At 69.2% G+C, this 22,880-nt stretch carries 18 protein-coding genes and 2 pseudogenes; 15 read left to right on the top strand and 5 right to left on the bottom strand.

Annotation, left to right across the window (positions count from 1 at the left end; all coding sequences use genetic code 11):
* Positions 1-99: 99 nt before the first annotated feature.
* Positions 100-1,140, top strand: a complete 1,041-nt coding sequence (purM, locus tag ACZ1HC_RS14445; protein WP_472700574.1) for a phosphoribosylformylglycinamidine cyclo-ligase — start codon at positions 100-102, stop codon at positions 1,138-1,140.
* Complete coding sequence (gene purN / locus ACZ1HC_RS14440; protein WP_472700573.1) at positions 1,137-1,727, top strand: phosphoribosylglycinamide formyltransferase; 591 nt, start codon at positions 1,137-1,139, stop codon at positions 1,725-1,727. The genes purM and purN overlap by 4 nt, the downstream gene beginning before the upstream one ends.
* Here purN and ACZ1HC_RS14435 read toward each other — a convergent pair.
* A complete protein-coding gene (locus tag ACZ1HC_RS14435; protein ID WP_472700572.1) occupies positions 1,724-2,338 on the bottom strand; it encodes a thiamine phosphate synthase in 615 nt (204 codons plus the stop codon). The genes purN and ACZ1HC_RS14435 overlap by 4 nt on opposite strands.
* A gap of 69 nt (positions 2,339-2,407) precedes the next feature.
* On the opposite strand from ACZ1HC_RS14435, the gene ACZ1HC_RS14430 reads away from it, so the two are divergent.
* From ACZ1HC_RS14430 to ACZ1HC_RS14420, 3 genes are read left to right on the top strand one after another with little or no spacing between them, the layout of a single operon-like run.
* A complete protein-coding gene (locus ACZ1HC_RS14430) occupies positions 2,408-3,136 on the top strand; it encodes an RNA methyltransferase (protein ID WP_472700571.1) in 729 nt (242 codons plus the stop codon).
* Between the two features lie 38 nt (positions 3,137-3,174).
* Positions 3,175-4,323 (top strand): heme A synthase, encoded by a 1,149-nt coding sequence (gene ctaA / locus ACZ1HC_RS14425; protein WP_472700570.1) that lies wholly within the window; start codon positions 3,175-3,177, stop codon positions 4,321-4,323.
* On the top strand, positions 4,320-5,792 hold the full coding sequence (locus ACZ1HC_RS14420; protein ID WP_472700569.1) for a carboxypeptidase M32: 1,473 nt from the start codon (positions 4,320-4,322) through the stop codon (positions 5,790-5,792). The genes ctaA and ACZ1HC_RS14420 overlap by 4 nt, the downstream gene beginning before the upstream one ends.
* 60 nt (positions 5,793-5,852) lie before the next feature.
* On the opposite strand, the gene ACZ1HC_RS14415 is transcribed toward ACZ1HC_RS14420, so the two are convergent.
* Positions 5,853-6,629, bottom strand: coding sequence for a bifunctional allantoicase/(S)-ureidoglycine aminohydrolase (locus ACZ1HC_RS14415; protein ID WP_472700860.1), 777 nt, complete (start codon positions 6,627-6,629; stop codon positions 5,853-5,855).
* A gap of 125 nt (positions 6,630-6,754) precedes the next feature.
* Complete coding sequence (gene puuE, locus ACZ1HC_RS14410) at positions 6,755-8,161, bottom strand: allantoinase PuuE (protein WP_472700568.1); 1,407 nt, start codon at positions 8,159-8,161, stop codon at positions 6,755-6,757.
* A 220-nt stretch (positions 8,162-8,381) separates the two neighbouring features.
* Between puuE and ACZ1HC_RS14405 the strand changes: the two genes are divergently transcribed.
* Positions 8,382-9,683 carry an NCS2 family permease gene (locus ACZ1HC_RS14405; protein ID WP_472700567.1) on the top strand — a complete coding sequence of 434 codons (1,302 nt, stop codon included), beginning with the start codon at positions 8,382-8,384 and terminating at the stop codon, positions 9,681-9,683.
* A gap of 30 nt (positions 9,684-9,713) precedes the next feature.
* Here the strand turns inward: ACZ1HC_RS14405 and bhcR are convergent, their stop codons facing one another.
* Positions 9,714-10,514 carry an HTH-type transcriptional regulator BhcR gene (bhcR, locus tag ACZ1HC_RS14400; protein WP_472700566.1) on the bottom strand — a complete coding sequence of 267 codons (801 nt, stop codon included), beginning with the start codon at positions 10,512-10,514 and terminating at the stop codon, positions 9,714-9,716.
* Between the two features lie 304 nt (positions 10,515-10,818).
* Here bhcR and ACZ1HC_RS14395 point away from each other — a divergent pair, with 304 nt between their 5' ends.
* From ACZ1HC_RS14395 to ACZ1HC_RS14385, 3 genes and pseudogenes are all read left to right on the top strand, one after another.
* Positions 10,819-12,297 (top strand): nucleobase:cation symporter-2 family protein, encoded by a 1,479-nt coding sequence (locus ACZ1HC_RS14395; protein ID WP_472700565.1) that lies wholly within the window; start codon positions 10,819-10,821, stop codon positions 12,295-12,297.
* 118 nt (positions 12,298-12,415) lie between these two features.
* Complete coding sequence (gene uraH / locus ACZ1HC_RS14390; protein WP_472700564.1) at positions 12,416-12,769, top strand: hydroxyisourate hydrolase; 354 nt, start codon at positions 12,416-12,418, stop codon at positions 12,767-12,769.
* A gap of 3 nt (positions 12,770-12,772) precedes the next feature.
* Positions 12,773-14,034: pseudogene (locus tag ACZ1HC_RS14385) on the top strand (urate hydroxylase PuuD).
* A 4-nt stretch (positions 14,035-14,038) separates the two neighbouring features.
* Here the strand turns inward: ACZ1HC_RS14385 and ACZ1HC_RS14380 are convergent.
* Positions 14,039-14,932, bottom strand: a complete 894-nt coding sequence (locus tag ACZ1HC_RS14380) for a LysR family transcriptional regulator (RefSeq protein WP_472700563.1) — start codon at positions 14,930-14,932, stop codon at positions 14,039-14,041.
* Positions 14,933-15,057: 125 nt separating this feature from the next.
* Here ACZ1HC_RS14380 and xdhA point away from each other — a divergent pair.
* The 6 genes and pseudogenes from xdhA (at position 15,058) to ACZ1HC_RS14350 (ending at position 22,761) form a co-directional block, all read left to right on the top strand.
* Positions 15,058-16,514 (top strand): annotated as a pseudogene (gene xdhA, locus ACZ1HC_RS14375) (xanthine dehydrogenase small subunit).
* Between the two features lies 1 nt (position 16,515).
* A complete protein-coding gene (gene xdhB, locus ACZ1HC_RS14370; protein ID WP_472700562.1) occupies positions 16,516-18,822 on the top strand; it encodes a xanthine dehydrogenase molybdopterin binding subunit in 2,307 nt (768 codons plus the stop codon).
* Entirely contained in the window at positions 18,819-19,559 is a 741-nt protein-coding gene (xdhC, locus tag ACZ1HC_RS14365; RefSeq protein ID WP_472700561.1) for a xanthine dehydrogenase accessory protein XdhC, read from the top strand. The genes xdhB and xdhC overlap by 4 nt, the downstream gene beginning before the upstream one ends.
* Positions 19,547-20,839 (top strand): guanine deaminase, encoded by a 1,293-nt coding sequence (guaD, locus tag ACZ1HC_RS14360; RefSeq protein ID WP_472700560.1) that lies wholly within the window; start codon positions 19,547-19,549, stop codon positions 20,837-20,839. Before xdhC ends, guaD begins: the two co-directional genes overlap by 13 nt.
* Before the next feature lie 91 nt (positions 20,840-20,930).
* Complete coding sequence (locus ACZ1HC_RS14355) at positions 20,931-21,194, top strand: DUF1236 domain-containing protein (RefSeq protein WP_472700559.1); 264 nt, start codon at positions 20,931-20,933, stop codon at positions 21,192-21,194.
* Positions 21,195-21,327: 133 nt separating this feature from the next.
* On the top strand, positions 21,328-22,761 hold the full coding sequence (locus ACZ1HC_RS14350; RefSeq protein ID WP_472700558.1) for a mannose-1-phosphate guanylyltransferase/mannose-6-phosphate isomerase: 1,434 nt from the start codon (positions 21,328-21,330) through the stop codon (positions 22,759-22,761).
* The last annotated feature ends 119 nt before the right edge of the window (positions 22,762-22,880 follow it).

Below are 22,880 nucleotides of genomic sequence, written 5' to 3'. Positions count from 1 at the left end.
GGTTAATCGCCGGGCGCCATTCGGTCAAGCGGCGATCACCGTTGCCCCGCATGGCGGCTTCCGCTATCGGTGCGCAGCATTCAGCCGGGGGCCGCCGCCATGACCAGGAACGGGATCAGCTATCGCGATGCGGGCGTCGATATCGACGCGGGCAACGCGCTTGTCGAACGCATCAAGCCCGCCGCCGCCGCGACCGCCCGCCCGGGGGTGATGGACGCGCTTGGCGGCTTCGGGGCGCTGTTCGACCTGCGCGCGGCGGGCTATGACGATCCGGTGCTGGTGGCCGCGACCGACGGGGTAGGCACCAAGCTGCGCATCGCCATCGACACCGGCCGGCTGAATGGCATCGGCCAGGATCTGGTCGCCATGTGCGTGAACGATCTGGTCTGCCAGGGGGCAGAACCCCTGTTCTTCCTGGATTATTTCGCCACCGGCAGGCTTTCGGTTGACCAGGGCGCGCGCGTCGTCGAAAGCATCGCGCGCGCCTGCAAGGCCGCCGGCTGCGCGCTGATCGGCGGCGAAACCGCCGAGATGCCGGGCATGTATCACGACGGCGACTTCGACCTGGCGGGCTTTGCCGTCGGCGCCATGCAGCGCGGCGCGGCCCTGCCTGCCGGCGTGGCGGAAGGCGACGTGCTGCTGGGCCTTGCCTCGGACGGGGTGCATTCCAACGGATTTTCGCTGGTGCGCAAGGTCGCCGAACGCGCGGGGCTTGGCTGGGACGCGGCCTCGCCCTTTGGCGAGGGCAGCCTGGGCGCGGCGCTGCTGGCGCCCACGCGGCTCTACGTCCGGCCCGCCCTGGCGGCGATCCGGGCGGGCGGCGTTCATGCCCTGGCCCATGTGACCGGCGGCGGCATCACCGAAAACCTGCCGCGCGTTCTGCCGGACGGTCTGGGGGCCGACATCGACCTGACCGCTTGGACCCTGCCGCCGGTGTTCCGCTGGCTGGCCCGGGCCGGCGGGATCGAGCAGGCCGAGATGCTCAAGACCTTCAACAGCGGCATCGGCATGATCCTGGCCGTCGCCTCCGACCGGGCGGATGCGCTGACCGACCTGCTGGGCGCGCAGGGCGAGACGGTCCACCGCCTGGGCCGCGTCACGGCGGGGCAGGGCGTGCGCTACAGCGGGACGCTTGCGTGAAACGGGTCGCGATCCTGATTTCCGGCGGCGGATCGAACATGGCCCGCCTGGTTCAGGACATGCAGTCGGCCGACCACCCGGCGCGCCCGGTGCTGGTCGCCTCGAACGATCCCGGCGCGGCCGGTCTTGCCCGGGCCGCCGCCCTGGGCGTGCCGACTGCCGCCGTCGATCACCGCGCCTATCGGGGCGACCGCGCCGCCTTCGAGGCAGCCCTGCTGCAACCCCTGCTGGACGCGCGCCCCGACATCCTGTGCCTGGCGGGCTTCATGCGCATCCTGACGCCCGGGTTCATCGACCGCTTCCAGGGACGGATGCTGAACATCCATCCTTCTCTTTTGCCCAAATACCCGGGCCTGCACACCCATGCCCGCGCCCTTGGGGCGGGGGACGCCGAGGCAGGCGCCACCGTTCACGAGGTCACGGCCGATCTGGATTCAGGCCCGATCCTGGGACAGGCGCGCGTTGCCGTGGAACCGGACGACACGCCGGAAACGCTGGCCGCCCGCGTCCTGGAACGCGAACACCAGCTTTACCCGCTGATCCTGCGCCGCTTTGCCGCGGGTCAGCGCGAACGCTTCGACATCTAGCCCCACAGCGCCTTCAGCGCCGCCACGGGATCGTCGGACGACCAGATCTCGGGTCCGATGGCGATGAAGTCGCTGACCGGGGACAGCTGTTCCAGCAGGGCCCGGGTGATCGCGCCTTCGGCCACGACCGGCACCTCGATGGTCTCGGACCACCACTGGAACAGGTCCAGATCGACCGGCTCGCCGCGATAGAGCGCCGTCCGGCCGATCGGGCCGAAGCTGACATAATCCGCCCCGGCCTCGCCCGCGGTCATCCCATCGTGGCGCGAGCCGCCGCAGAAGCAGCCGACGATGGCATCGCCGCCCAGTTCCTTGCGGGCATAGCGCACGGCCTTCGCCCCGTCGGTCAGATGCACCCCGTCCAGCCCGTGCCGCTGCGCCAGGGCCACATGGTCGTCGATCACCACCGCCACGTCGCGGGCATGGGCGATCTCGCGCGCCAGGTCGGCCAGCCGGCCCAGCTCGTCCTCCTCGGCGCCGGCGCGGATGCGCAGGCAGGCCACCGGAAAGGCATCCATCACCGACGAAAGCTGCGGACCCAGGGCCGAGGCCTGCGCGCCGGCCGGGGTCATCAGGTAAAGCTGCGGGGCGTCTGGGGCGGCGTCGGACATGGGCAAACTCCTTTCGCCCGCAGATAGCGCAGCTTGCCGCCCGCCGCCAGACGGACTATCTGCCTGCCCATGCACAGCACCCGCCAGCCCGTCATCATCCTGGTCCGCCCGCAGATGGGCGAGAACATCGGCGCGGCCGCCCGCGCCATGCTGAACTTCGGCCTGACCGAGATGCGCCTGGTCGATCCCCGCGACGGCTGGCCCAACCCGCGCGCCGTCGCCATGGCATCGGGCGCGGCGGGGCAGGTGCTGGACCGCGCCCGCATCTATCCCAGCCTGGCCGACGCGATGGAAGGCGTGGATTTCGCCTTCGCCACCACCGCGCGGGGGCGCGAACTGTCCAAGCCCGTCCACACCCCGGCGACGGCGATGGAGATGGCGCGGGCGCACCAGGGCCGCTGCGCGATCATCTTCGGCCCCGAACGCACCGGGCTGGAAAACGACGACGTGGCGCGCGCCAATGCCATCGTCACGGTGCCCGTCAATCCGGACTTCCCGTCGCTGAACCTGGCCCAGGCCGTGCTGCTGATGGGTTACGAATACGGGCGCGACATCCTGCCCGCCGAACCCTCGCCCCACCATGCCCGCCCCGAGGCCATCGCCCTGGCGGACCGCCTCGAGATCGAGAGGCTGGGCGACCACTTCGAGGAGCGGCTGGCCGAGGCCGGCTTCTTCTTTCCCGAAACCAAGGCCGCTTCCATGCGGCTGAACCTGCGCAACATGTGGTCACGCCTGGCGCTGACGCGCGGCGACGTGCGCATCCTGCACGGGATGCTGCGGCAGTTGACCCGGCGCTGACCCCCACCTACCCTCCGCCCGACCTGAAGGAGCAAGCGATGGCCAAGCGCCCCGTTTTCCAGGAAGTCCTCGACCCGGCCGCCAGCAGCCGTCCCGTGACCACGACCGGCATGATCGACGCCGCGCCGCGCGGCGCACGCCGCGCGATCCGCCTGTGGCTGATGGTGCTGTTCGCGATGGTGCTGGCGATGATCGCCCTGGGCGGCGCGACCCGCCTGACCGGGTCGGGCCTGTCCATCACCGAATGGGCGCCCGTCACCGGCACCATCCCGCCCATGACCGAGGCGGACTGGCAGGCCGAGTTCGAGGCCTACCAGCAGATCCCGCAATATGTCGAGGTCAACCCGGACATGGATCTGGCGGGCTTCAAGCGGATCTACTGGTGGGAATGGGCGCACCGCCTGCTGGGCCGGCTGATCGGGCTGGTCTGGGCGGGCGGTTTCATGTTCTTCCTGGCGACCAGGCGCATCCCAGTGGGCTGGACCCCGCGCCTGCTGGGCCTTGGCGCGCTTGGCGGGCTGCAGGGCGCCATCGGCTGGTGGATGGTCAGTTCCGGCCTGGTCGAGGGGATGACGCGCGTGGCCTCGTACCGGCTGGCGACGCATCTGGGCCTGGCCTTCGTGATCCTGGGGCTGATCGTCTGGTACGCCCTGCTGCTGGGCCGGTCCGAGGCCGATCTGCTGCGCGCCCGCCGCGCGGGCGAGCCGAAGCTGTTTTCCATGTCCACCGGCCTGATGCACCTGGCCTTCGTGCAGATCCTGATCGGCGCGCTGGTGGCGGGCATCGACGCCGGCCGCACCTATACCGGCTGGCCCACCATGGGCGGGGAATGGATCCCGGCGCTGATCTGGGATCCGGCCCTTGGCTGGCGCAACTTCTTCGAAAACCCCGCCCTGGTGCAGTTCGTCCACCGCATGACAGGCTATCTGCTGGCGATCTTCGCGGTGGTCGTCTGGCTGCGCGCCCGCCGGTCCCCGCATCCGGTAACGCGCGGCGCCTTCACGGCGATGATCGCGGCGGTCGCCGTGCAGGTGGGGCTGGGCATCCTGAACGTGATCCATGCCTCGCCGCTGGGGTTGGCGCTGACCCACCAGCTGGGCGCGGTGGTGCTGTTTTCGCTGATCATCCGGGCGCGCCATAACGCGCGCTTTCCGCACGAAACCTCGGTCAGGGGGACCATCCGATGACGCCCATCGACGAGCTGCTTGCCTTCCAGCGCCAGACCGAGGCCCTGTCCTCGATCGCCGAGCGGCTGGGCTGGGACCAGGAAACCGTCATGCCGCGCGGCGCGGTGGAACAACGGGCCGAGGAAATGGCCGCCATCGGATCCGTGCTGCACGAACGCCGCACCGATCCGCGCATCGGCGAATGGCTGGATCTGGCCGAGCCGCGGACCAGGGCCGAGGTCCGGTCGGTCGAGCTGATCGCCCGCGATTTCGGCCGCGCCAGCCGCATCCCGGCGAAGCTGGCGCAGGAACTGGCGCGGCTGACATCGCTGGCGCAGGGCATCTGGGCCGACGCCCGGGCCAAGAACGCGCCCGGCGATTTCCTGCCCACGCTGGATCAGGTTCTGGTCCTGAAGCAGGACGAGGCCGCCGCCCTGGCCGATGGCGGCGATCCCTATGACGCGCTGCTGGACGACTATGAACCGGGCATGACGGCGGCCGAGATCGTCGGCCTGTTCGACACCATGCGCCCGCGCCTGGTCGCCCTGCGCGACGAGGTTCTGGGCGCCGATCGGCAGCCCGTGCCCCTGGCGGGCCATTTTCCGCAGGAATCCCAGATCCGGCTGGCGCGCGCCTGCGCGACGGCCTTCGGCTATGACTGGACGCGCGGCCGGATGGATATCGCCGTCCATCCCTTCAGCAGCGGTCGCTGGCAGGACAGCCGCATCACCACGCGCGTGGTCGAGACGGATCCCTTCAACTGTCTCTATTCCACCATCCACGAGGTCGGTCATTCCTGCTATGAACTGGGGATCGACCCCGACTACGCCTTCACCCCGCTGGGGCGGGGTGTCTCGATGGGCGTTCACGAAAGCCAGAGCCGCATCTTCGAAAACCAGCTTGGCCGAAGCCGCGCCTTTTCCGGCTGGCTGTTCGATCGCATGTCCCGCGCCTTCGACGGGCTGAACATCGCCGATGCCGATGCCTTCCACGCGACCGTGAACCGCGTCACCCCGGGCTTCATCCGCACCGAGGCCGACGAGGTGCATTACAACCTGCACATCATGATGCGCTTCGATCTGGAACGTGACCTGATCACAGGGCGGCTGTCCACCGACGACCTGCCCGAAGCCTGGAACGCCCGTTTCCTGCGCGACTTCGGGGTGGCGGTGGACCGTCCCGCCAACGGCGTGTTGCAGGACGTGCATTGGGCGGTGGGGCTGTTCGGCTATTTCCCGAGCTATGCGCTTGGCAATGTCTATGCCGGCTGCCTGCACCGGGCGCTGCGCGACGCGGTGCCGGACCTGGACGCGGCGCTTGGCGCGGGCGACGCCGCCCCCGCGGTGGAATGGCTGCGCGGAGCCGTGCAGCGCCACGGCGCCCTGATGGAGCCCCGCGCCCTGATCGAGGAGGCGACCGGCGCCGCGATCTCGCCCGAGCCGCTGCTCACCTATCTCGAGGAGAAATTCGCCGCCATCTACGCGCTCTGAAACCGGGGCGCCGGCAGGCCGCGGCGCTGCCCGGCAGGGGCAAGGCGCCCGGCCTGCCCCCTAGCGGTTCGGCCACAGGGGCGCGTGGCGGTTCACGTCCTTATAGAGAAGATAGCGGAACGGCCCCGGACCGCCGGCATAGCAGGCCTGCGGGCAGAAGGCGCGCAGCCACATGTAGTCGCCGGGGCCGACCTCGACCCAGTCGCGGTTCAGGCGATAGACCGCCTTGCCCTCCAGCACGAACAGCCCGTGTTCCATCACATGCGTTTCCGCGAAGGGGATCGAGCCGCCCGGCTTGAACGTCACCAGGGTGATGTGCATGTCGTGGCGCAGGTCGGCCGGGTCCATGAAGCGGGTGGTGCCCCAGGCGCCGTCGGTGTCGGGCATCATCGAGGGGGCGATGTCCTGTTCCTGCGCCACGATCGGGTCGGGACGGGCCAGCCCCGCGACCGGCTGCCACCGCTTGCGCCACCAGTGGAAGCCGGTGTTGCCGGGCGTGGTGTTGCGGACCGACCAGGCGCAGCCCGGCGGGACATAGGCGAAGCCGCCGGGCCGCAGCAGGTGGTCGGTGCCGTCGATGCTGACCGACATCGACCCGCCGGTGACGAACAGGGCGTGCTGGATTTCCGGGTCGTCGTCGGGGCGCGCCGAACCGCCGCCCTCGGCCAGTTCGACGATGTACTGGCTGAAGGTTTCGGCAAATCCCGACAGGGGCCGGGCGATCATCCACATCCGCATCCCCTCCCAGCCGGGCAGATAGCTGGTGACGATGTCGCGCATGACGGTGCGGGGAATGACCGCATAGGCTTCGGTGAACACCGCCGTGTCGGTGGTCATGCCGGTCTGCGGCGGCAGGCCCGCGACGGGTCCGGCATAGGGCACGCGGTTGGCGTCCTGGACCAGGACGGGGGCCACGTCGCCCGTGGGCGCGCCGGCGGGGGGAAGATCCGGGCTGGGTGCGGTCATGTCAGGGCCTCTGTCAGGCGAAGTTCCGCGATGCGCATGACCTGGCGTTCGGCCTCGGCGCGTTCGGTGCGGGTGTCGTTGGCGATGCGGGTCTGCATGGCGGCCATGATGCCGGCCTTGTCGTGGTCGCGCACGGCGATGATGAAGGGGAAGCCGTGCCGCGCGACATAGGCCTCGTTCAGGCGCGTGAAGGTGTCGCGTTCCGCGTCGGTCAGGCTGTCGAGGCCCGCGCTTGCCTGTTCGGCGGCGCTGTCGGCCGTCAGCCGCTTGGCCCGCGCCAGCTTGCCCGCCAGATCGGGATGGGCCTTCAGCACGCCCAGCCGTTCCTCGTCCGAGGCGCTGCGAAAGACCTGCGCCATCCGCGCGGCCAGCCCCGCGGCGCTGTCGTGGACGGGCCCCATTTCGGCGTCCCAGACCCGTTCTGCGATGAAGGGGGAATGTTCATAGATGCCGCCGAACCGGGCCACGAAGCTGTCGCGGTCCATCTGCGAGGGGCGCAGGCGCGGCTGGAAGGGATGCGTCTCGGCCCAGTGGCGGGCGATGTCCAGGCGGGTGGCGAACCAGACGCCGTCATGGGCGCGGGCATGGTCCAGGAACCGCCGGATCGCCACGGCGCGTCCCGGTCGCCCGGCAAGCCGGCAGTGCAGCCCGACCGACATCATCTTCGGCGCCCCCGCCGCGCCCTCGGCATACAGCATGTCGAAGCTGTCGCGCAGGTAATCGAAGAACTCGACCCCGGTGCCGAAGCCCTGGCCGCTGGAAAAGCGCATGTCGTTGGCGTCCATCGTATAGGGCACCATCAGCTGCGGCCGGCCGTCGTGGACGTGCCAGTAGGGCAGGTCGTCCGCGATAGTGTCCGAGAGGTATTCGAAGCCGCCTTCCTCGCAGCCAAGCGCCACCGTGTTCATGGAGCAGCGCCCCTGATAGAAGCCGCGCGGCCGGTCGCCGGTGACGGCACGGTGCAGGGCGACGGCGCGGGCGATGTGTTCGGCCTCGACCTCGCGCGGGACGTCGCGATAGTCGATCCACTTCAGGCCGTGGGTGGCGATTTCCCAGCCCGCCTCCTGCATCGCCGCCACCTGTTCGGGGCTGCGTTCCAGGGCGGTGGCGACGCCGTAGACGGTCACGGGGATATCGCGCAGCAGCCGGTGCAGCCGCCAGAACCCGGCCCGCGCGCCATAGTCGTAGATCGATTCCATGTTCCAGTGCCGCTTGCCCGGCCAGGGCTGGGCGCCGATGATCTCGGACAGGAAGGCCTCGGAGGCGGCGTCGCCGTGTTCGATGCTGTTCTCGCCGCCTTCCTCGTAGTTGACGACGATCTGCACCGCGATCCTGGCGCCGCCGGGCCACCGGGGGTCGGGGGCATGTTCGCCATATCCTCGCAGGTCGCGGCTGTAGCGCATCGGGCATCCTTTCAGTGGCAGCCTGCCCACAGAACCGCGTCCGGACCCGCGCGGCAAGCGGGCAGGGGCGCAATTCTTTATCAACGGATCGGGAAAGATCGCCAGCGGTTTCAATCCGCTGTTGAAAGACTTGCGGGCTGGCGGCGCTTGCCGGGGCGGCCGGGCCATCCCTAAGCTGCGCGCATGGCGGTCGGCCGACCGCGCGAGGGGGGAACAGGGCATGGAACGCTATTTCAGGCTGTCGCAGCACGGCAGCACCGTCAGGACCGAGGTGATCGCAGGCCTCACCACCTTCCTGACCATGGCCTATATCATCTTCGTCAATCCCGACATCCTGTCCACCACCGGCATGGACCGCGACGCGGTCTTCGTGGCGACCTGCCTGGCCGCCGCCATCGGATCGGCGGTGATGGGGCTGTGGGCGAACTGGCCCATCGGCATGGCGCCAGGCATGGGGCTGAACGCCTTCTTCGCCTTCACGGTGGTGGGGGCGATGGGCTTCACCTGGCAGCAGGCCTTGGGCGCGGTCTTCATCAGCGGCCTGATCTTCCTGTTTCTGTCCGCGACCGGCATCCGCCGCTGGCTGGTGGCGGGGATTCCGGCGTCGATGCGCAGCGGGGTCGCGGCGGGGATCGGGATGTTCCTGGGCATCATCGCGCTGCAAAGCGCGGGCATCGTGGTGGACAGCCCCGCCACGCTGATCGCCCTGGGCGACCTGACCGCGCCGGGCGCCCTGCTGGCCGTCGCGGGCTTCTTCATCATCGTGGCGCTTGACGCGCTGCGGGTGACGGGGGCGATCCTGATCGGCATCCTGGTCATCACCCTGGCGGCGATCCTGCTGGGCGTCAGCCAGTTCGGCGGCGTCCTGTCCATGCCGCCGTCGATCGCGCCGACGCTGTTGCAGCTTGACGTCTGGGGGGCGCTTGGCTTCGGCATCTTCCACGTCATCCTGGTCATGGTCCTGGTCGAGGTCTTCGACGCCACCGGCACCCTGATCGGCGTGGCCAAGCGCGCGGGCCTGCTGACCGAGGGCCCGGCCCATACCAATCCCGGCCTGTCGCGGGCGCTGATGGCGGATTCGACCGCGATCACCCTGGGCTCGATGCTGGGGACATCCTCGACCACGGCCTATGTGGAAAGCGCCTCGGGCGTGCAGGCGGGCGGGCGCACGGGGCTGACCGCGCTTGTGGTGGCGGTGCTGTTCCTGCTGGCGATGTTCTTCGCGCCGCTGGCGGGGGCGGTGCCGCCCTATGCCACCGCCCCGGCGCTGCTGTATGTCGCCACCCTGATGGTGCGCGAACTGGCCGAGATCGCCTGGGAGGACGTGACCGAGGCGGCCCCGGCGGTGCTGACCGCCCTCATCATGCCCTTCACCTATTCCATCGCCAACGGCCTTGCCTTCGGCTTCATCAGCTATGCGGCGATCAAGCTGCTGACCGGCAAGGCGTCCCATGTCCATGCCGCGACCTGGATCGTCGCGGCGCTGTTCGTCGTCAGGTTCGCCTTCTTCGGCGGCGAATGATCCCGGCGCGCGGCGCGGCGCATCGGGGGCTTACCCGCCCATCGCGCGGGTCAGGTCGGCGGCCGCGGCGGCGACGGCCGCGCCCAGCGTCTTGACGTGTTCCAGGCCGATGCGGCTGGTCGGGCCGCTGACGCTGACGCCGGCCACCGCCTCGCCGGTCAGGTCGAAGACGGGGGCGGCGATGCAGCGCATCCCGGTGGTGCGTTCCTCGTCGTCGAAGGAAAAGCCGCGCGACCGGATCCGCGCCAGATCCGCCATCAGCGCATCGGGGCTGGTCAGGGTCTTGTCGGTGAAGCGCGCCAGCCCCGGACCCTCCAGGCAGGCGCGCAGGATCTCGGGGCGGCCGAAGGCCAGCAGCGCCTTGCCGATCCCCGAGGCGTGCAGCGGCGAGCGCGTGCCGGGCGGGAAGAAGGCGCGGATGGTTTCCTGCGTTTCGGCCTGGCTGACGAACAGCACCGCGTCGCCGTTCAGAATCCCCAGGTTGGCGGTTTCCCCGGTGTGCCGCATCAGCGCCTGCAGCACCGGCCGGGCGCGTTCGACGATGCCCGACCGGCGCATGAAGGCCGAGCCCAGCCGGAAGGTCGCCGGTCCGATGTTCCAGGCCTGGGTCGAGGGGTCGCTTTCGACGATGCCGCGCGCCGCCATCGCGTGAAGCAGCCGGTGGACGGTCGAGGGCGGCTGGTCGATGCGCTCGGCCACCTCGGACAGGGTCAGGCCGGGATGCGCGGCCAGCAGATCCAGCATGTCAAGCGCCCGGTCCAGCACCTGCACGGTCCCGACGGCCTCCTTGGCGCTGCGGGGACGGCCCCGGCGGCGGGTGGGTTCCGACATCTTTCCCCTTTTCTTAAGGCTTTATCCCGGATTCCGCGAAAATCGGCGGGGCGGCCGGAAAGCCGCCAAGCCTCTGACCGTCCATCCGATTCCGGCTTATCGGCCATGATGGAAGCCAGTTCCAGAAAAATTGCCGCATCCGCCCTGCAGCTTCTATCATGCGCCATCGCAGGAGGAACCATGAGCGGCAGACATTCCCGGTTCGGCCCCGTCCTTGCAGCCTTGCCCATGCGACACCGGCACGCAGCGCCGGCCCGTCGCCGGGCCGATCGAAACAGGACAACCTTGGAAAGGAAGGTCCGCCATGTCTGACGCCACCCGCCCGCGGATCGCGCATCCCGTCGACGAGATGCTGCCCGCGCCCAGGCTGCTGACGCTTGGGTTCCAGCACGTGCTGGTCATGTATGCGGGCGCCATCGCGGTCCCGCTGATCGTCGGCCGCGCGCTGCAACTGCCGCCCGAGGAGGTGGCCTTCCTGATTTCCGCCGATCTGTTCGTCTGCGGGATCGTGTCCATCATCCAGAGCCTTGGCGCCACCCCCTATTTCGGCATCAGGCTGCCGGTGATGATGGGCGTCACCTTCGCCTCGGTCGGGCCGATGGTGGCGGTGGCGACGTCGCTGCCGGGCCATGACGGCGCGCGCGCCCTGTTCGGGTCGATCATCGCCGCGGGCGTCATCGGCATCTTCATCGCGCCCTTCATCTCGCGGATGCTGCGGTTCTTTCCGCCGGTGGTCACGGGCACGCTGATCCTGACCATCGGCATCAGCCTGATGCCCATCGGCATCAACTGGATCTTCGGCCTGCAGGCGGGGCCGACCGCGCCCAGGATCGTGGACCCCGAAGCAGCCGCCTGGCTCGAGGCGGCGCGGGCGGCGGGCACCGTCCCCGCCGGCGTGACGCTGGCGCCTACGGTTCCCAACCCGCTTTACGCGGCCGGCCCCAACATCCTGATCGCTGTGCTGGTGCTGGGCACGATCCTGCTGGTGTCGAAGTTCGCCCGCGGCTTTCTGTCCAACATCGCGGTGCTGGTCGGCATCGTGGTGGGCGGCGTCGTCGCGGCGATGATGGGCATGATGAACTTCGACAAGGTCGGAGCCGCGCAATGGTTCGCGGTCATCAAGCCCTTCCACTTCGGGATGCCGACCTTCGATCCGGTGATGATCGCCACCATGGTGCTGGTCCTGCTGGTCACGCTGATCGAATCGACGGGGATGTTCCTGGCCCTGTCCGACATCTGCAAGAAGCCGCTGGAACAGAAATCGCTGGCCGCCGGGCTGCGAGCGGACGGTCTGGGCACGATGATCGGCGGGATCTTCAACACCTTCCCCTATACCTCGTTCAGCCAGAACGTCGGGCTGGTGGGGGTGACCGGCATCCGGTCGCGCTATGTCTGCGTGGCGGGGGGCGCGATCATGATCGTGCTGGGGCTGATCCCGAAGATGGGCGCGCTTGTCGAAAGCCTGCCGACCACGGTTCTGGGCGGCGCGGGGCTGGTGATGTTCGGCATGGTCGCCGCGACCGGGGTGCGGATCCTGTCGCGGGTGGACTTTGCCACCAACCGGCACAACCTGTTCATCGTCGCGATCTCGGTCGGGATGGGGATGATCCCGCTGGTGGCGCCCAGCTTCAACCAGTGGATGCCGCATGCGATCCACCCGCTGATCCATTCCGGCATCCTGCTGGCGGCGATCTCGGCGGTGCTGCTGAACTGGTTCTACAACGGCGCGGCCCGCGCCGACGAGGCCGCCATCCGCGAGGCCGGCCATGTCGCCGACCACTAGGACGCGCTTGGCCTGGGCATTTTCCCCGAAATCTTGAGACTGACTTGCCGGCGGCCCCCTCGTGCCGGGGGGCCGGGATCGGCTATCAGCGAAGCGCGACAACACGGAAGGGGCAAGGATGCCTGGATACCTGACCACCCATGTGCTGGACACCGCGCGCGGCCGCCCCGCGCAGGGCATGGAGGTGGCGCTGTTCCGCCTGGAGCGCGGCGGCCGCACCCGGATCGCGCGGATGAGGACCAACGCGGACGGCCGCACCGACAGCCCGATCCTGCCCGAAGCGGACTTCGCCACCGGCATCTACGAGCTGGAGTTCCACGCCGGGGCCTGGATGGATGCGACCGGGGTGGACCCCGAAAGCCCCCGCTTCCTGGACGTCATCCCGATCCGCTTCGGCATGTCGCGGGACGATCATTACCATGTCCCGCTGCTGATCTCTCCCTTCGGCTATTCCACCTATCGCGGAAGCTGACCCATGCTGCACCTGGTCCCCGATCACGTCGTCCTGTGGGAATGGCTGGCCTTCGCGGTCCGCTGGACCCATGTCATCACCGCCATCGCCTGGATCGGATCGTCCTTCTACTTCATCGCCCTGGATCTGGGCCTGCAGAAGGCGCCTCACCTGCCGCCGGGCGCGCATGGCGAGGAATGGCAGGTCCACGGCGGCGGCTTCTATCACATCCAGAAATACCTGGTGGCGCCCGAACGGATGCCCGAGCATCTGACCTGGTTCAAATGGGAAAGCTATTCCACCTGGCTGTCGGGCGCGGCGCTGCTGATGGTGACGTACTGGGCGGGGGCGAACCTGTATCTGATCGACCCCGCCAAGGCGGATCTGGCCGTCTGGCAGGCGATCGCAATTTCCGCCGGGTCGCTGGCCTTGGGCTGGCTGATCTATGACAGGCTCTGCAAGTCCCCCTGGGCGAGACGCCGACGATCCTGATGCTGCTGCTGTTCGTGGCGCTTGTGGTGATGGGCTGGGGCTATGCGCAGGTCTTCACCGGCCGGGCGGCGCTGCTGCACCTGGGGGCCTTCACCGCCACCATCATGACGGCGAACGTCTTTTTCATCATCATGCCCAACCAGCGGATCGTGGTCGCGGATCTGAAGGCCGGGCGGGCGCCCGATCCGAAATACGGCAAGATCGCCAAGCTTCGGTCCACGCACAACAACTACCTGACGCTGCCGGTCGTCTTCCTGATGCTGTCGAACCATTATCCGCTGGCCTTCGCCAGCCGCTACAACTGGCTGATCGCGGCGCTGATCTTCCTGATGGGCGTGACCATCCGGCATTTCTTCAACACCATGCACGCCCGCAAGGGGCGGCCCTGGTGGACCTGGGCGGTCACGGTCGTGCTGTTCATCATGGTGATGTGGCTGTCCTCGGCCGGCCTGAACCAGGACAGCCTGGACCAGGCCGAGGCCCGGCCCCTGACCGCGCCAGAGGCCCGCTTCGCGCAGGCCGAGGGGTTCGGGCAGGTCAGCGACACGGTGCTGGGCCGCTGCTCGATGTGCCACGCCCGGGAACCGGGCTACGAGGGCATCCACCACGCGCCCAAGGGCGTCTTCCTGGAGACCCCTGCCGACATCGCCCGGCACGCGCGCGAGATCTATGTCCAGGCCGGCCTGACCGACGCCATGCCCCCCGCCAACGTCACCTTCATGGAGCCGCAGGAGCGGGCGCAGATCATCCGCTGGTTCCGCGGGGCGGACGGGGCTGGGCCGGCGGGGATGTAGCCGGTCAGAACACCTTCTTCAGTTCGCGCACCGCGAAATCCGCGAACATCCGCACCTTGGGATCCTGCAGCCGCCGGTGCGGCGTCAGGCAGCCGAACTGGGCGGGCAGCGGGAGGTTGCGGGGCAGCACCTCGACCAGGCGGCCGGCCCGGATGTCGGCCGCAACCTCGTAGAGCGGGCGGTTCGCGATGCCCTGGCCGCCAAGCGCCCAGGCCGTCAGCACGTCGCCGTCGTCGGTGTCGAAGCGCCCGCCGACCATCATCTTCTGCGGCCCGTCAGCGCCCTGCAGCACCCAGTAGTATTCCGGGCTGCGCGGATAGCGCAGCAGCAGGCAGTTGTGGTCCACCAGATCCTCGGGCTGCTGGGGGGTGCCGTGCTGGGCCAGATAGGCAGGCGAGGCCACCAGGACGCGCGGGCAATCGGCGATCTTGCGCCATTTCAGCGCCGAATCGGCGGGCTCGCCCAGGAAGAAGGCCAGGTCTATGGCGTCCTCGACGATGTTCACGTTGCGGTCGGACAGGCGCAGGCGGAAATCCACGCCGGGGTTTTCCGCGCAGAAGGGCGGGATCAGCGGCGCGATCAGCCGCCGCCCCAGCCCAAGCGGCGCGGTCAGCCGGATCACCCCCTGCGGCCGGCCCGAATAGCTGGACACCAGGGCCTCGGCCTCGTCCAGGGTGTCGATGACGCGGCGGGCGTTGTCATAGAAGGCGCGGCCGATCTCGGTCGGGGTCAGGGTGCGGGTGGTGCGGTTCAGCAGCCGCACCCCGAAGCGGTTCTCCAGATCCTTGATGCGGTTCGACGCCACCGCCGGGGACAGCCGCAGATCCCGGCCCCCCGCCGTGATCGAGCCCAGTTCGACCACGCGGACGAAGACGCGCAGGCTTTCAAGATAGGACATGGGTGGTGGGACTTTTTCAAGGAATCGTGTAAAGTCTTCCGGGTCCGCACCGATTACGCAACCGTTTTTTTCCGCCTAGGCTTGGACCGCCCGCAAGACACGCCCCACAGCCCCGAAGGACCGCCATGACATCCGCGCTGCGCTTTCTGCTGAATGGCCGACCGGTCGAACTGACGGCGGTCGCCCCCTCGGACACGCTGCTGGACTTCCTGCGCATCGACCGCCACCTGACCGGCACCAAGGAAGGCTGCGCCGAGGGCGACTGCGGCGCCTGCACGGTTCTGGTCGGCCGCCTGACCGACGAGGCCGGGCTGGTCTATGAGCCGGTCAATGCCTGCATCCGCTTCCTGGCCTCCTGCCACGGCTGCCATGTGGTGACGGTCGAACATCTGCGCGGCCCCGACGGCGGGCTGCACCCGATCCAGGCGGCGATGGTGGACCACCATGCCAGCCAGTGCGGCTTCTGCACGCCGGGGATCGTGATGGCGCTTTACGGCCTGTGGATGACGGACCCGGATGCGGGCGTGGCCCAGATCGAGACCGCCCTGCAGGGCAACATCTGCCGCTGCACGGGATACGAGCCGATCGTCAAGGCTGCCCTTGCCGCGGGCCGCGCGGGCGGGCAGGCGATGGACGCGCTGGCGGTGGAACGCGACCGGGTGGCCGCAAGCCTGCGCGCCATGCGCGGGCCGCGGGTGGAGCTGTCCCGGGGGGCCGCGCGCGCCGTCATCCCCGCCGACACCGACGACCTGGCCGCCCTGCTGCAGGCCGAGCCCGGCGCCACCATCGTCGCGGGCGCGACCGATGTCGGCCTGTGGGTCACCAAGCTGATGCGCGACATCTCCCCGGCGGTGTTCATCGGGCATCTGATGAAGGACAGGCGCCTGGAGGGCGACGAGCTCCGCCTGGGCGCGGGCGTCACCTACAGCGAGGCCGAGCCGCTGATCCGCCGCCACATCCCCGCCGCCGGCGACTACTGGCGGCGCATCGGCGGCTGGCAGGTGCGCAACATGGGCACCATCGGCGCCAACATCGCCAACGGATCGCCCATCGGCGACACGCCGCCCCTGCTGATCGCACTGGGCGCGCGGATCGTGCTGCGCAAGGGGACCGCGCGGCGCGAACTGCCGCTTGAGGATTTCTTCATCGACTACGGCCGGCAGGACCGCGCCCCGGGCGAGTTCATCGAGCAGGTCATCATCCCCACCCGCCCGCAGGCCCGCATCGCCGCCTACAAGGTCAGCAAGCGCCGCGACAGCGACATCACCGCGGTCGCCGCGGGCTTCTGCCTGACGGTCGAAGCCGGCACCATCGCCGAGGCGCGCATCTGCTTTGGCGGCATGGCCGGCACCCCCGACGCGCCACCGGGGCCGAGGCCGCGCTGACCGGCCAGCCCTTCACCCAGGCCAGCTTCGAGGCTGCGGCCCGCGCGGTGGCCCAGGACTTCGCGCCCCTGTCCGACTGGCGCGCCAGCGCCGATTACCGCCGCACCGTCGCCGCCAACCTGTTCCGCCGCTTCTGGCTGGAACAGTCCGAACCCGGCCTGCCGGTCCGCCTGCACGACGCCGTTGGAGCAGCCTGAGATGAAAGACGACACCACCCTCCGCGGCCAGGCGCATCAGGACACCGTCCACGACAGCGCCGTCAAGCACGTGACCGGCCGCGCCGACTATACCGACGACCTGCCCGAACCGCAGGGCCTGCTGCACGCCTATCTGGGCCTGTCGCAATGCGCCCACGGCCGGATCACCGGCATGGACTTTTCCGAAACCCTGGCCCATCCCGGCGTCGTCGGCGTGCTGACCGCCCGCGACATCCCGGGCGTCAACGACGTGTCCCCCAACGGCAAGGACGACGACCCGATCTTCGCCGAGGACGAGGTCCTGTTCTGGGGCCAGCCGATCTTCGCGGTGATCGCCGAGACCCGCGATCAGGCGCGCCGCGCGGCGCACAAGGCGCGCATCGCCTGCGACGTGCTGCCCCATGCGCTGGACCCGATGGCGGCGAAGGACGCGGGGCTGGGCTATGTCACCGATCCGCTGACCCTGCGCCGGGGCGACGCCGATGCGGGCATGGCCGCCAGCCCCCGCCGCATCCAGGGCCGCTTCCGGATCGGCGGGCAGGACCACTTCTACCTGGAGGGCCAGATCGCCATGGCCATCCCGGGCGAGGACGAGGACGTGACCATCAACGTCTCGACCCAGCACCCGTCCGAGGTCCAGCACATGGTGGCCCATGCCCTCGGCTGCCAGGCCAATGCGGTGGTGGTGAACGTGCGCCGCATGGGCGGCGGCTTCGGCGGCAAGGAAACGCAGATGAACCTGTTCGCCTGCGTGGCGGCCATCGCCGCCAAGCGCTGGAACCGGGCCGTCAAGATCCGCCCCGACCGCGACGACGACATGACCGCCACCGGAAAGCGCCACGATTTCGTCGTGGATTACGAGGTGGGCTTCGACGACGACGGCCGCATCCGCGCCGTCCGGGGCGACTGGTATGCCCGCTGCGGCTTTTCGGCGGACCTGTCGGGGCCGGTGACGGACCGGGCGCTGTTTCATTGCGACAACGCCTATTATTATCCGGATGTGCGCGTCAGCAGCCATCCGATGCGCACGAACACCGTCAGCAACACCGCCTTCCGCGGCTTCGGCGGCCCCCAGGGCGTGATCGTGGCCGAACGCATGGTCGAGGAAATCGCCTATGCCCTGGGCCGCGACCCGCTGGAGATCCGCAAGGCCAACCTCTACCGCAACGGGCAGTTGACCCCCTATCACCAGGAAGTCACCGACCAGATCCTGCCGCGCATCTTCGAAGAACTGGAAGCCTCCAGCGACTATCACGCCCGCCGCCGCGCGGTGCTGGACTGGAACGCGAAGGGCGGGGTGATCCGCAAGGGCATCGCGCTGACGCCGGTGAAGTTCGGCATCAGCTTCACCGCAACCTGGTTCAACCAGGCGGGCGCGCTGATCCATGTCTATAACGACGGCTCGATCGCGCTGAACCACGGCGGCTGCGAGATGGGGCAGGGCCTGAACACCAAGGTCGCCCAGGTCGTGGCCGAGGCCTTCCAGTGCGACATCTCCAACATCAAGATCACCCGGACGACAACGGAAAAGGTGCCCAACACCTCGGCCACGGCGGCGTCGTCGGGGACCGATCTCAACGGCATGGCGGCGCTTGACGCGGCCGAACAGATCAAGGCGCGGCTGGTGGATTTCGTCGCCGAACGCTGGCAGCAGCCCCGGGACGCGGTGCGCTTCGTCCCCGGCCACATCCGCGCGGGCGACCACGAGATCCCCTTCCGCCAGGTGATCGCCGCCGCCTACATGGCGCGGATCCACCTGTCGGCGGCGGGCTTCTACAAGACGCCCAAGATCCACTGGGACCGCGCCACCGGACGGGGCCGGCCCTTCTATTACTTCGCCTACGGCGCCGCGGTGTCCGAGGTGTCGGTCGATACCCTGACCGGGGAATACGCGATCGACCGCACCGACGTGATCCACGATGTCGGCCGTTCGCTCAATCCCGCCATCGACAAGGGCCAGATCGAGGGCGCCTTCGTGCAGGGCGCGGGCTGGCTGACGACCGAGGAACTGTGGTGGGACGACAGGGGCCGGCTGCGCACCCACGCCCCCTCGACCTACAAGGTGCCGCTGGCCTCGGACCGGCCGCGGGTCTTCAACGTCCGCCTGGCCGACTGGTCCGAGAACAGCGAACGCAGCATCAAGCGGTCCAAGGCTGTGGGCGAGCCGCCCTTCATGCTGGGCATCAGCGTCTTCGCGGCGATCAACATGGCCGTCGCCTCCTTCGCCGACTATCGCCAGCATCCGCGGCTGGACGCCCCGGCCACGCCCGAACGCGTCCTCATGGCCATCGAGAAGCTGCGGGGATGATCCGCGTCCGCGTCATGAAGGCCCTGGGCTCCACCCCCCGCGATGCCGGGGCCGAGATGTTCGTCGGCCCCGACCGCGTGGACGGCACCATCGGCGGCGGACAGCTGGAATACATGGCCATCGACCGCGCCCGCGCCATGCTGGCCTCGGGCGAGGAGCGGGCGGAAATGAACATCCCCCTCGGCCCCGAGATCGGCCAGTGCTGCGGGGGCCGGGTGGTGCTGCACCTGGACCGCCACGGCCCCACGCCCGAGGATCGTCCCGACGCGCTGATCTTCGGCGCCGGCCATGTCGGCCGCGCCCTGGCCCGGGCGCTGCAGCCCCTGCCGGTCAACCCGACCCTGATCGACAGCCGCCCTGAGGAACTGGCGCGCGCCGACCCCGGCATCGCCACCTGCCTGACGCCGCTGCCCGAGGCATCGCTCCGCGCCGCCCGCCCCGGCAGCGCCGTGGTCATCCTGACCCACGACCACGCGCTCGACTTCCTGCTGGCCGCCGAGGCGCTGTCGCGCGGCGACCTGTCCTATGTCGGCATGATCGGCAGCGCCACCAAGCGCGCGCAGTTCGCCCGCTTCGCCCGCGACCGCGGCCTCGACCCAGGCCCGCTGACCTGCCCCATCGGCGCGGGCTTTTCGCGCGACAAGCGCCCCGCGGTCATCGCCGCCTTCACCGCCGCCGAACTGATCGCGCGGCTGACTGCCGCTTCTTCTTTGAAGAAATACCCATGCAACAGCTGATCCGGGGCCGCGTTCTGGGCTTTCACGCCGACCCCCACGACACCGCCGACAACCATCGCTACCTTGAGGACGGCGCCATCCTGGTTCAGGACGGCCGGATCCTCGCCGTGGACGACTACGCAAGTCTGGCCCGCCCCGGCCTGGCCGAGATCGACCACCGCCCGCACCTGGTGATGCCGGGCTTCATCGACACGCATATCCATTTCCCGCAGGTCCAGGTGATCGCCAGCTGGGGGGCGCAACTGCTGGACTGGCTGAACAGCTATACCTTCCCCGAGGAGGCGCGCTTCCGCCAGCAGGGCCACGCCCCCGCCATGGCCGAGGCTTTCCTGAACCTGCTGACCGACCACGGCACGACCACCGCCGTCGCCTTCTGTTCCGTCCATCCCGAATCCGCCGAGGCGCTGTTCGCCGCAGCCCATGCCCGCGACATGGCGATGGTGGCAGGCAAGGTGATGATGGACCGCAACGCCCCGCCCGAGGTGCTGGACACCCCGCAGCAGGGCTATGACGACAGCAAGGCGCTGATCGCCCGCTGGCACGGCACCGGCCGCCAGCGTTACGCCATCACGCCGCGCTTCGCGATCACCTCGACCCCCGAACAGATGGCCGTGGCGGGACAGCTTGCGCGCGAACATCCCGATTGCCACGTCCAGACGCATCTGTCCGAAAACCGCGACGAGATCGACTATACCCTGTCGCTCTATCCGCAGGCGCGGGATTATCTGGACATCTACGAAAGCCACGGCCTTCTGTCCGACCGGATGCTTCTGGGCCACTCCATCCACCTGCGCCCGCGCGAGATCGCGCGGATGGCCGAGACCGGCAGCCGGGCGGTGTTCTGCCCGACCTCGAACCTGTTCCTGGGATCGGGGCTGTTCGACGAATCCGGGCTGCGCGCCGCGGGCGTCACCCGCGCCATCGCCACCGACGTGGGTGGCGGCACCAGCTATTCGATGCTGCAGACCCTGAACGAGGGCTACAAGATCCTGCAGCTGCGCGGCCAGACGCTGACGCCGCTTGCGGCCTTCCACTGGATCACCCGCGGCAACGCCCTGGCCCTGGAGATGGCCGACCGCATCGGCACGCTGGATCCGGGCAGCATGGCGGATCTGGTGGTGCTGGATGCCCGCGCCACCCCGGCGATGGCCCTGCGCATGGACCGCGCCGAGACGCTGGAACAGGAACTGTTCGTCCTTCAGATCATGGGCGACGACCGCAGCATCGCCCAGACCTACGTGGCGGGCAAGGCGATGAAGCGGGGCGCACCGCCGCGTTAACCTCGAAGGCGGATGGGCGTGAACTTCCGGCGCCCTGGCGGATTTCCAGGCAGATACGGAAAGGGAGATCACCACGAAAGCCTTTCTGACCGTGACGGCCCTGGCGGGCCTTGCCGCCGGCGCGATCCTCGGCGATGTCAGCGAAGACGCGGCCACCCCCGAGACGCGGACCTACATCATGGAGAACCGCACGGAATCCGTGGTTCTGGACGGCGACCTGGCGGTTGGCGCCGTGGTGCCCGAGGGCGCGCCGATCCAGACCGTCCCGGAGTCGGGCCTGCAATACGTCTATGTCAACGACCGTCCGGTGGTCGTCGAGCCCGAAACCCGCAAGATCATCTACATCTACGAGTGAACGGACGGTCCAGCCTGTCGGAAGGCCGGCCCCTTGGGCCGGCCTTTTTCGTTCAAGGCCACGCCGGCGGGCTTTCCCGGCGGGGCGCGGCAGGCTATCCCTTGCCAAAGGCGACCGTTGCAAGGGACAGTCCATGACCAAGATCACCCCCGTCCTGTTGGCAGGCGGTTCGGGCACCCGGCTGTGGCCGGTCTCGCGCCAGAGCTTTCCCAAGCAGTTCGCGCCCCTGGTGGGCGAGGAGACGCTGTTTCAGGCTTCGGCCCGCCGGCTGTCGGGGCCGGACTTCGCCGATCCGGTGGTGATGACCGGATCCGACTTCCGCTTCATCGTCGCCGAACAGCTTGAACAGGCGGGCATCCGTCCCGGCGCCATCGTGATCGAGCCCGCGGGCCGCAACACCGCCCCGGCGATCCTGGTCGCGGCGCTGATGGTCGCGGCCAAGGATCCGGCGGGCCTGCTGCTGGTGGCGCCCTCGGACCACGTGATCCCGGACGGCGCGGCCTTCCTGCGCGCGGTGCGCGACGGCGTGGGGCCGGCCTCGGAAGATCGCATCGTCACCTTCGGCATCGCGCCCGACCGGCCCGAAACCGGCTATGGCTATCTGGAACTGGCGGGGCAGGGCGAGGGGGCGCAGCCCCTGGCCCGCTTCGTCGAAAAGCCCGATGCAGCGGCGGCGGCGCAGATGCTGGCGCAGGGCAACTTCCTGTGGAACGCCGGGATCTTCCTGTTCCGCGCCGACACCATGATCGACGCCTTCCGCGCCCATGCGCCGCAATTCATGTCGCCGGTGCTGGCCTCTCTGGACGAGGCGCGCGACGACATCGGCTTTCTGCGCCTGGCGCGCACCCCGTGGGAAAGCCTGCCCGACCAGTCCATCGACTATGCGGTGATGGAGAAGGCGGACAACCTGACGGTGGTGCGGTTTTCGGACCGCTGGTCCGACCTGGGCGGATGGGACGCCGTCTGGCGCGAGGCGCTGCTGGAACAGCCCTCGGACACGGGGGTGGTCGCGGATGGCAACTCTACCGCCATCGACTGCCGCGATGTCCTGCTGCGGTCGGACAGCGAGGATCTGCAGGTGGTCGGCATCGGCCTGAGCGACCTGGTGGTGGTCGCGACCTCGGACGCGGTGCTGGTGGCGGACAAGAGCCGCGCGCAGGACGTGCGCCAGGCCGTGAGCGCCCTGAAGGCCAAGGGCTGCAAGCAGGCCACCGCGTTTCCCCGCGACCACCGCCCCTGGGGCTGGTTCGAGACGCTGGCCCTGGCCGACCGCTTCCAGGTCAAGCGCATCGTCGTCAAGCCCGGCGCAGCGCTGTCGCTGCAAAGCCATGTCCACCGGTCCGAACACTGGGTCGTGGTGTCGGGAACCGCCCGGGTGACGGTGGACGACAAGGTGACGCTGGTGACGGAAAACCAGTCGATCTATGTGCCGCTGGGCGCGGTCCACCGGATGGAGAACCCCGGCAAGGTGCCGATGGTCCTGATCGAGGTGCAGACCGGCAGCTATCTGGGCGAGGACGACATCATCCGCTACGAGGATGTCTATGCCCGCAGCAGCGCGGAGTAAGCCGGGGGCTTCGCGCCCCCGGACCCCCGCGGGATATTTGTGGTCCAATGCAGGAGGCTTTATCGCCATGCTTCATAATCTTCTGTAGGATTATGAATTTGCCGGCGGGGCCACGGGCC

It is taken from the genome of Paracoccus sp. BR5-17 (assembly GCF_055693925.1).
Note: the sequence above shows the minus strand (reverse complement) of the source record. Positions and strands in the feature narration are given on the sequence as shown.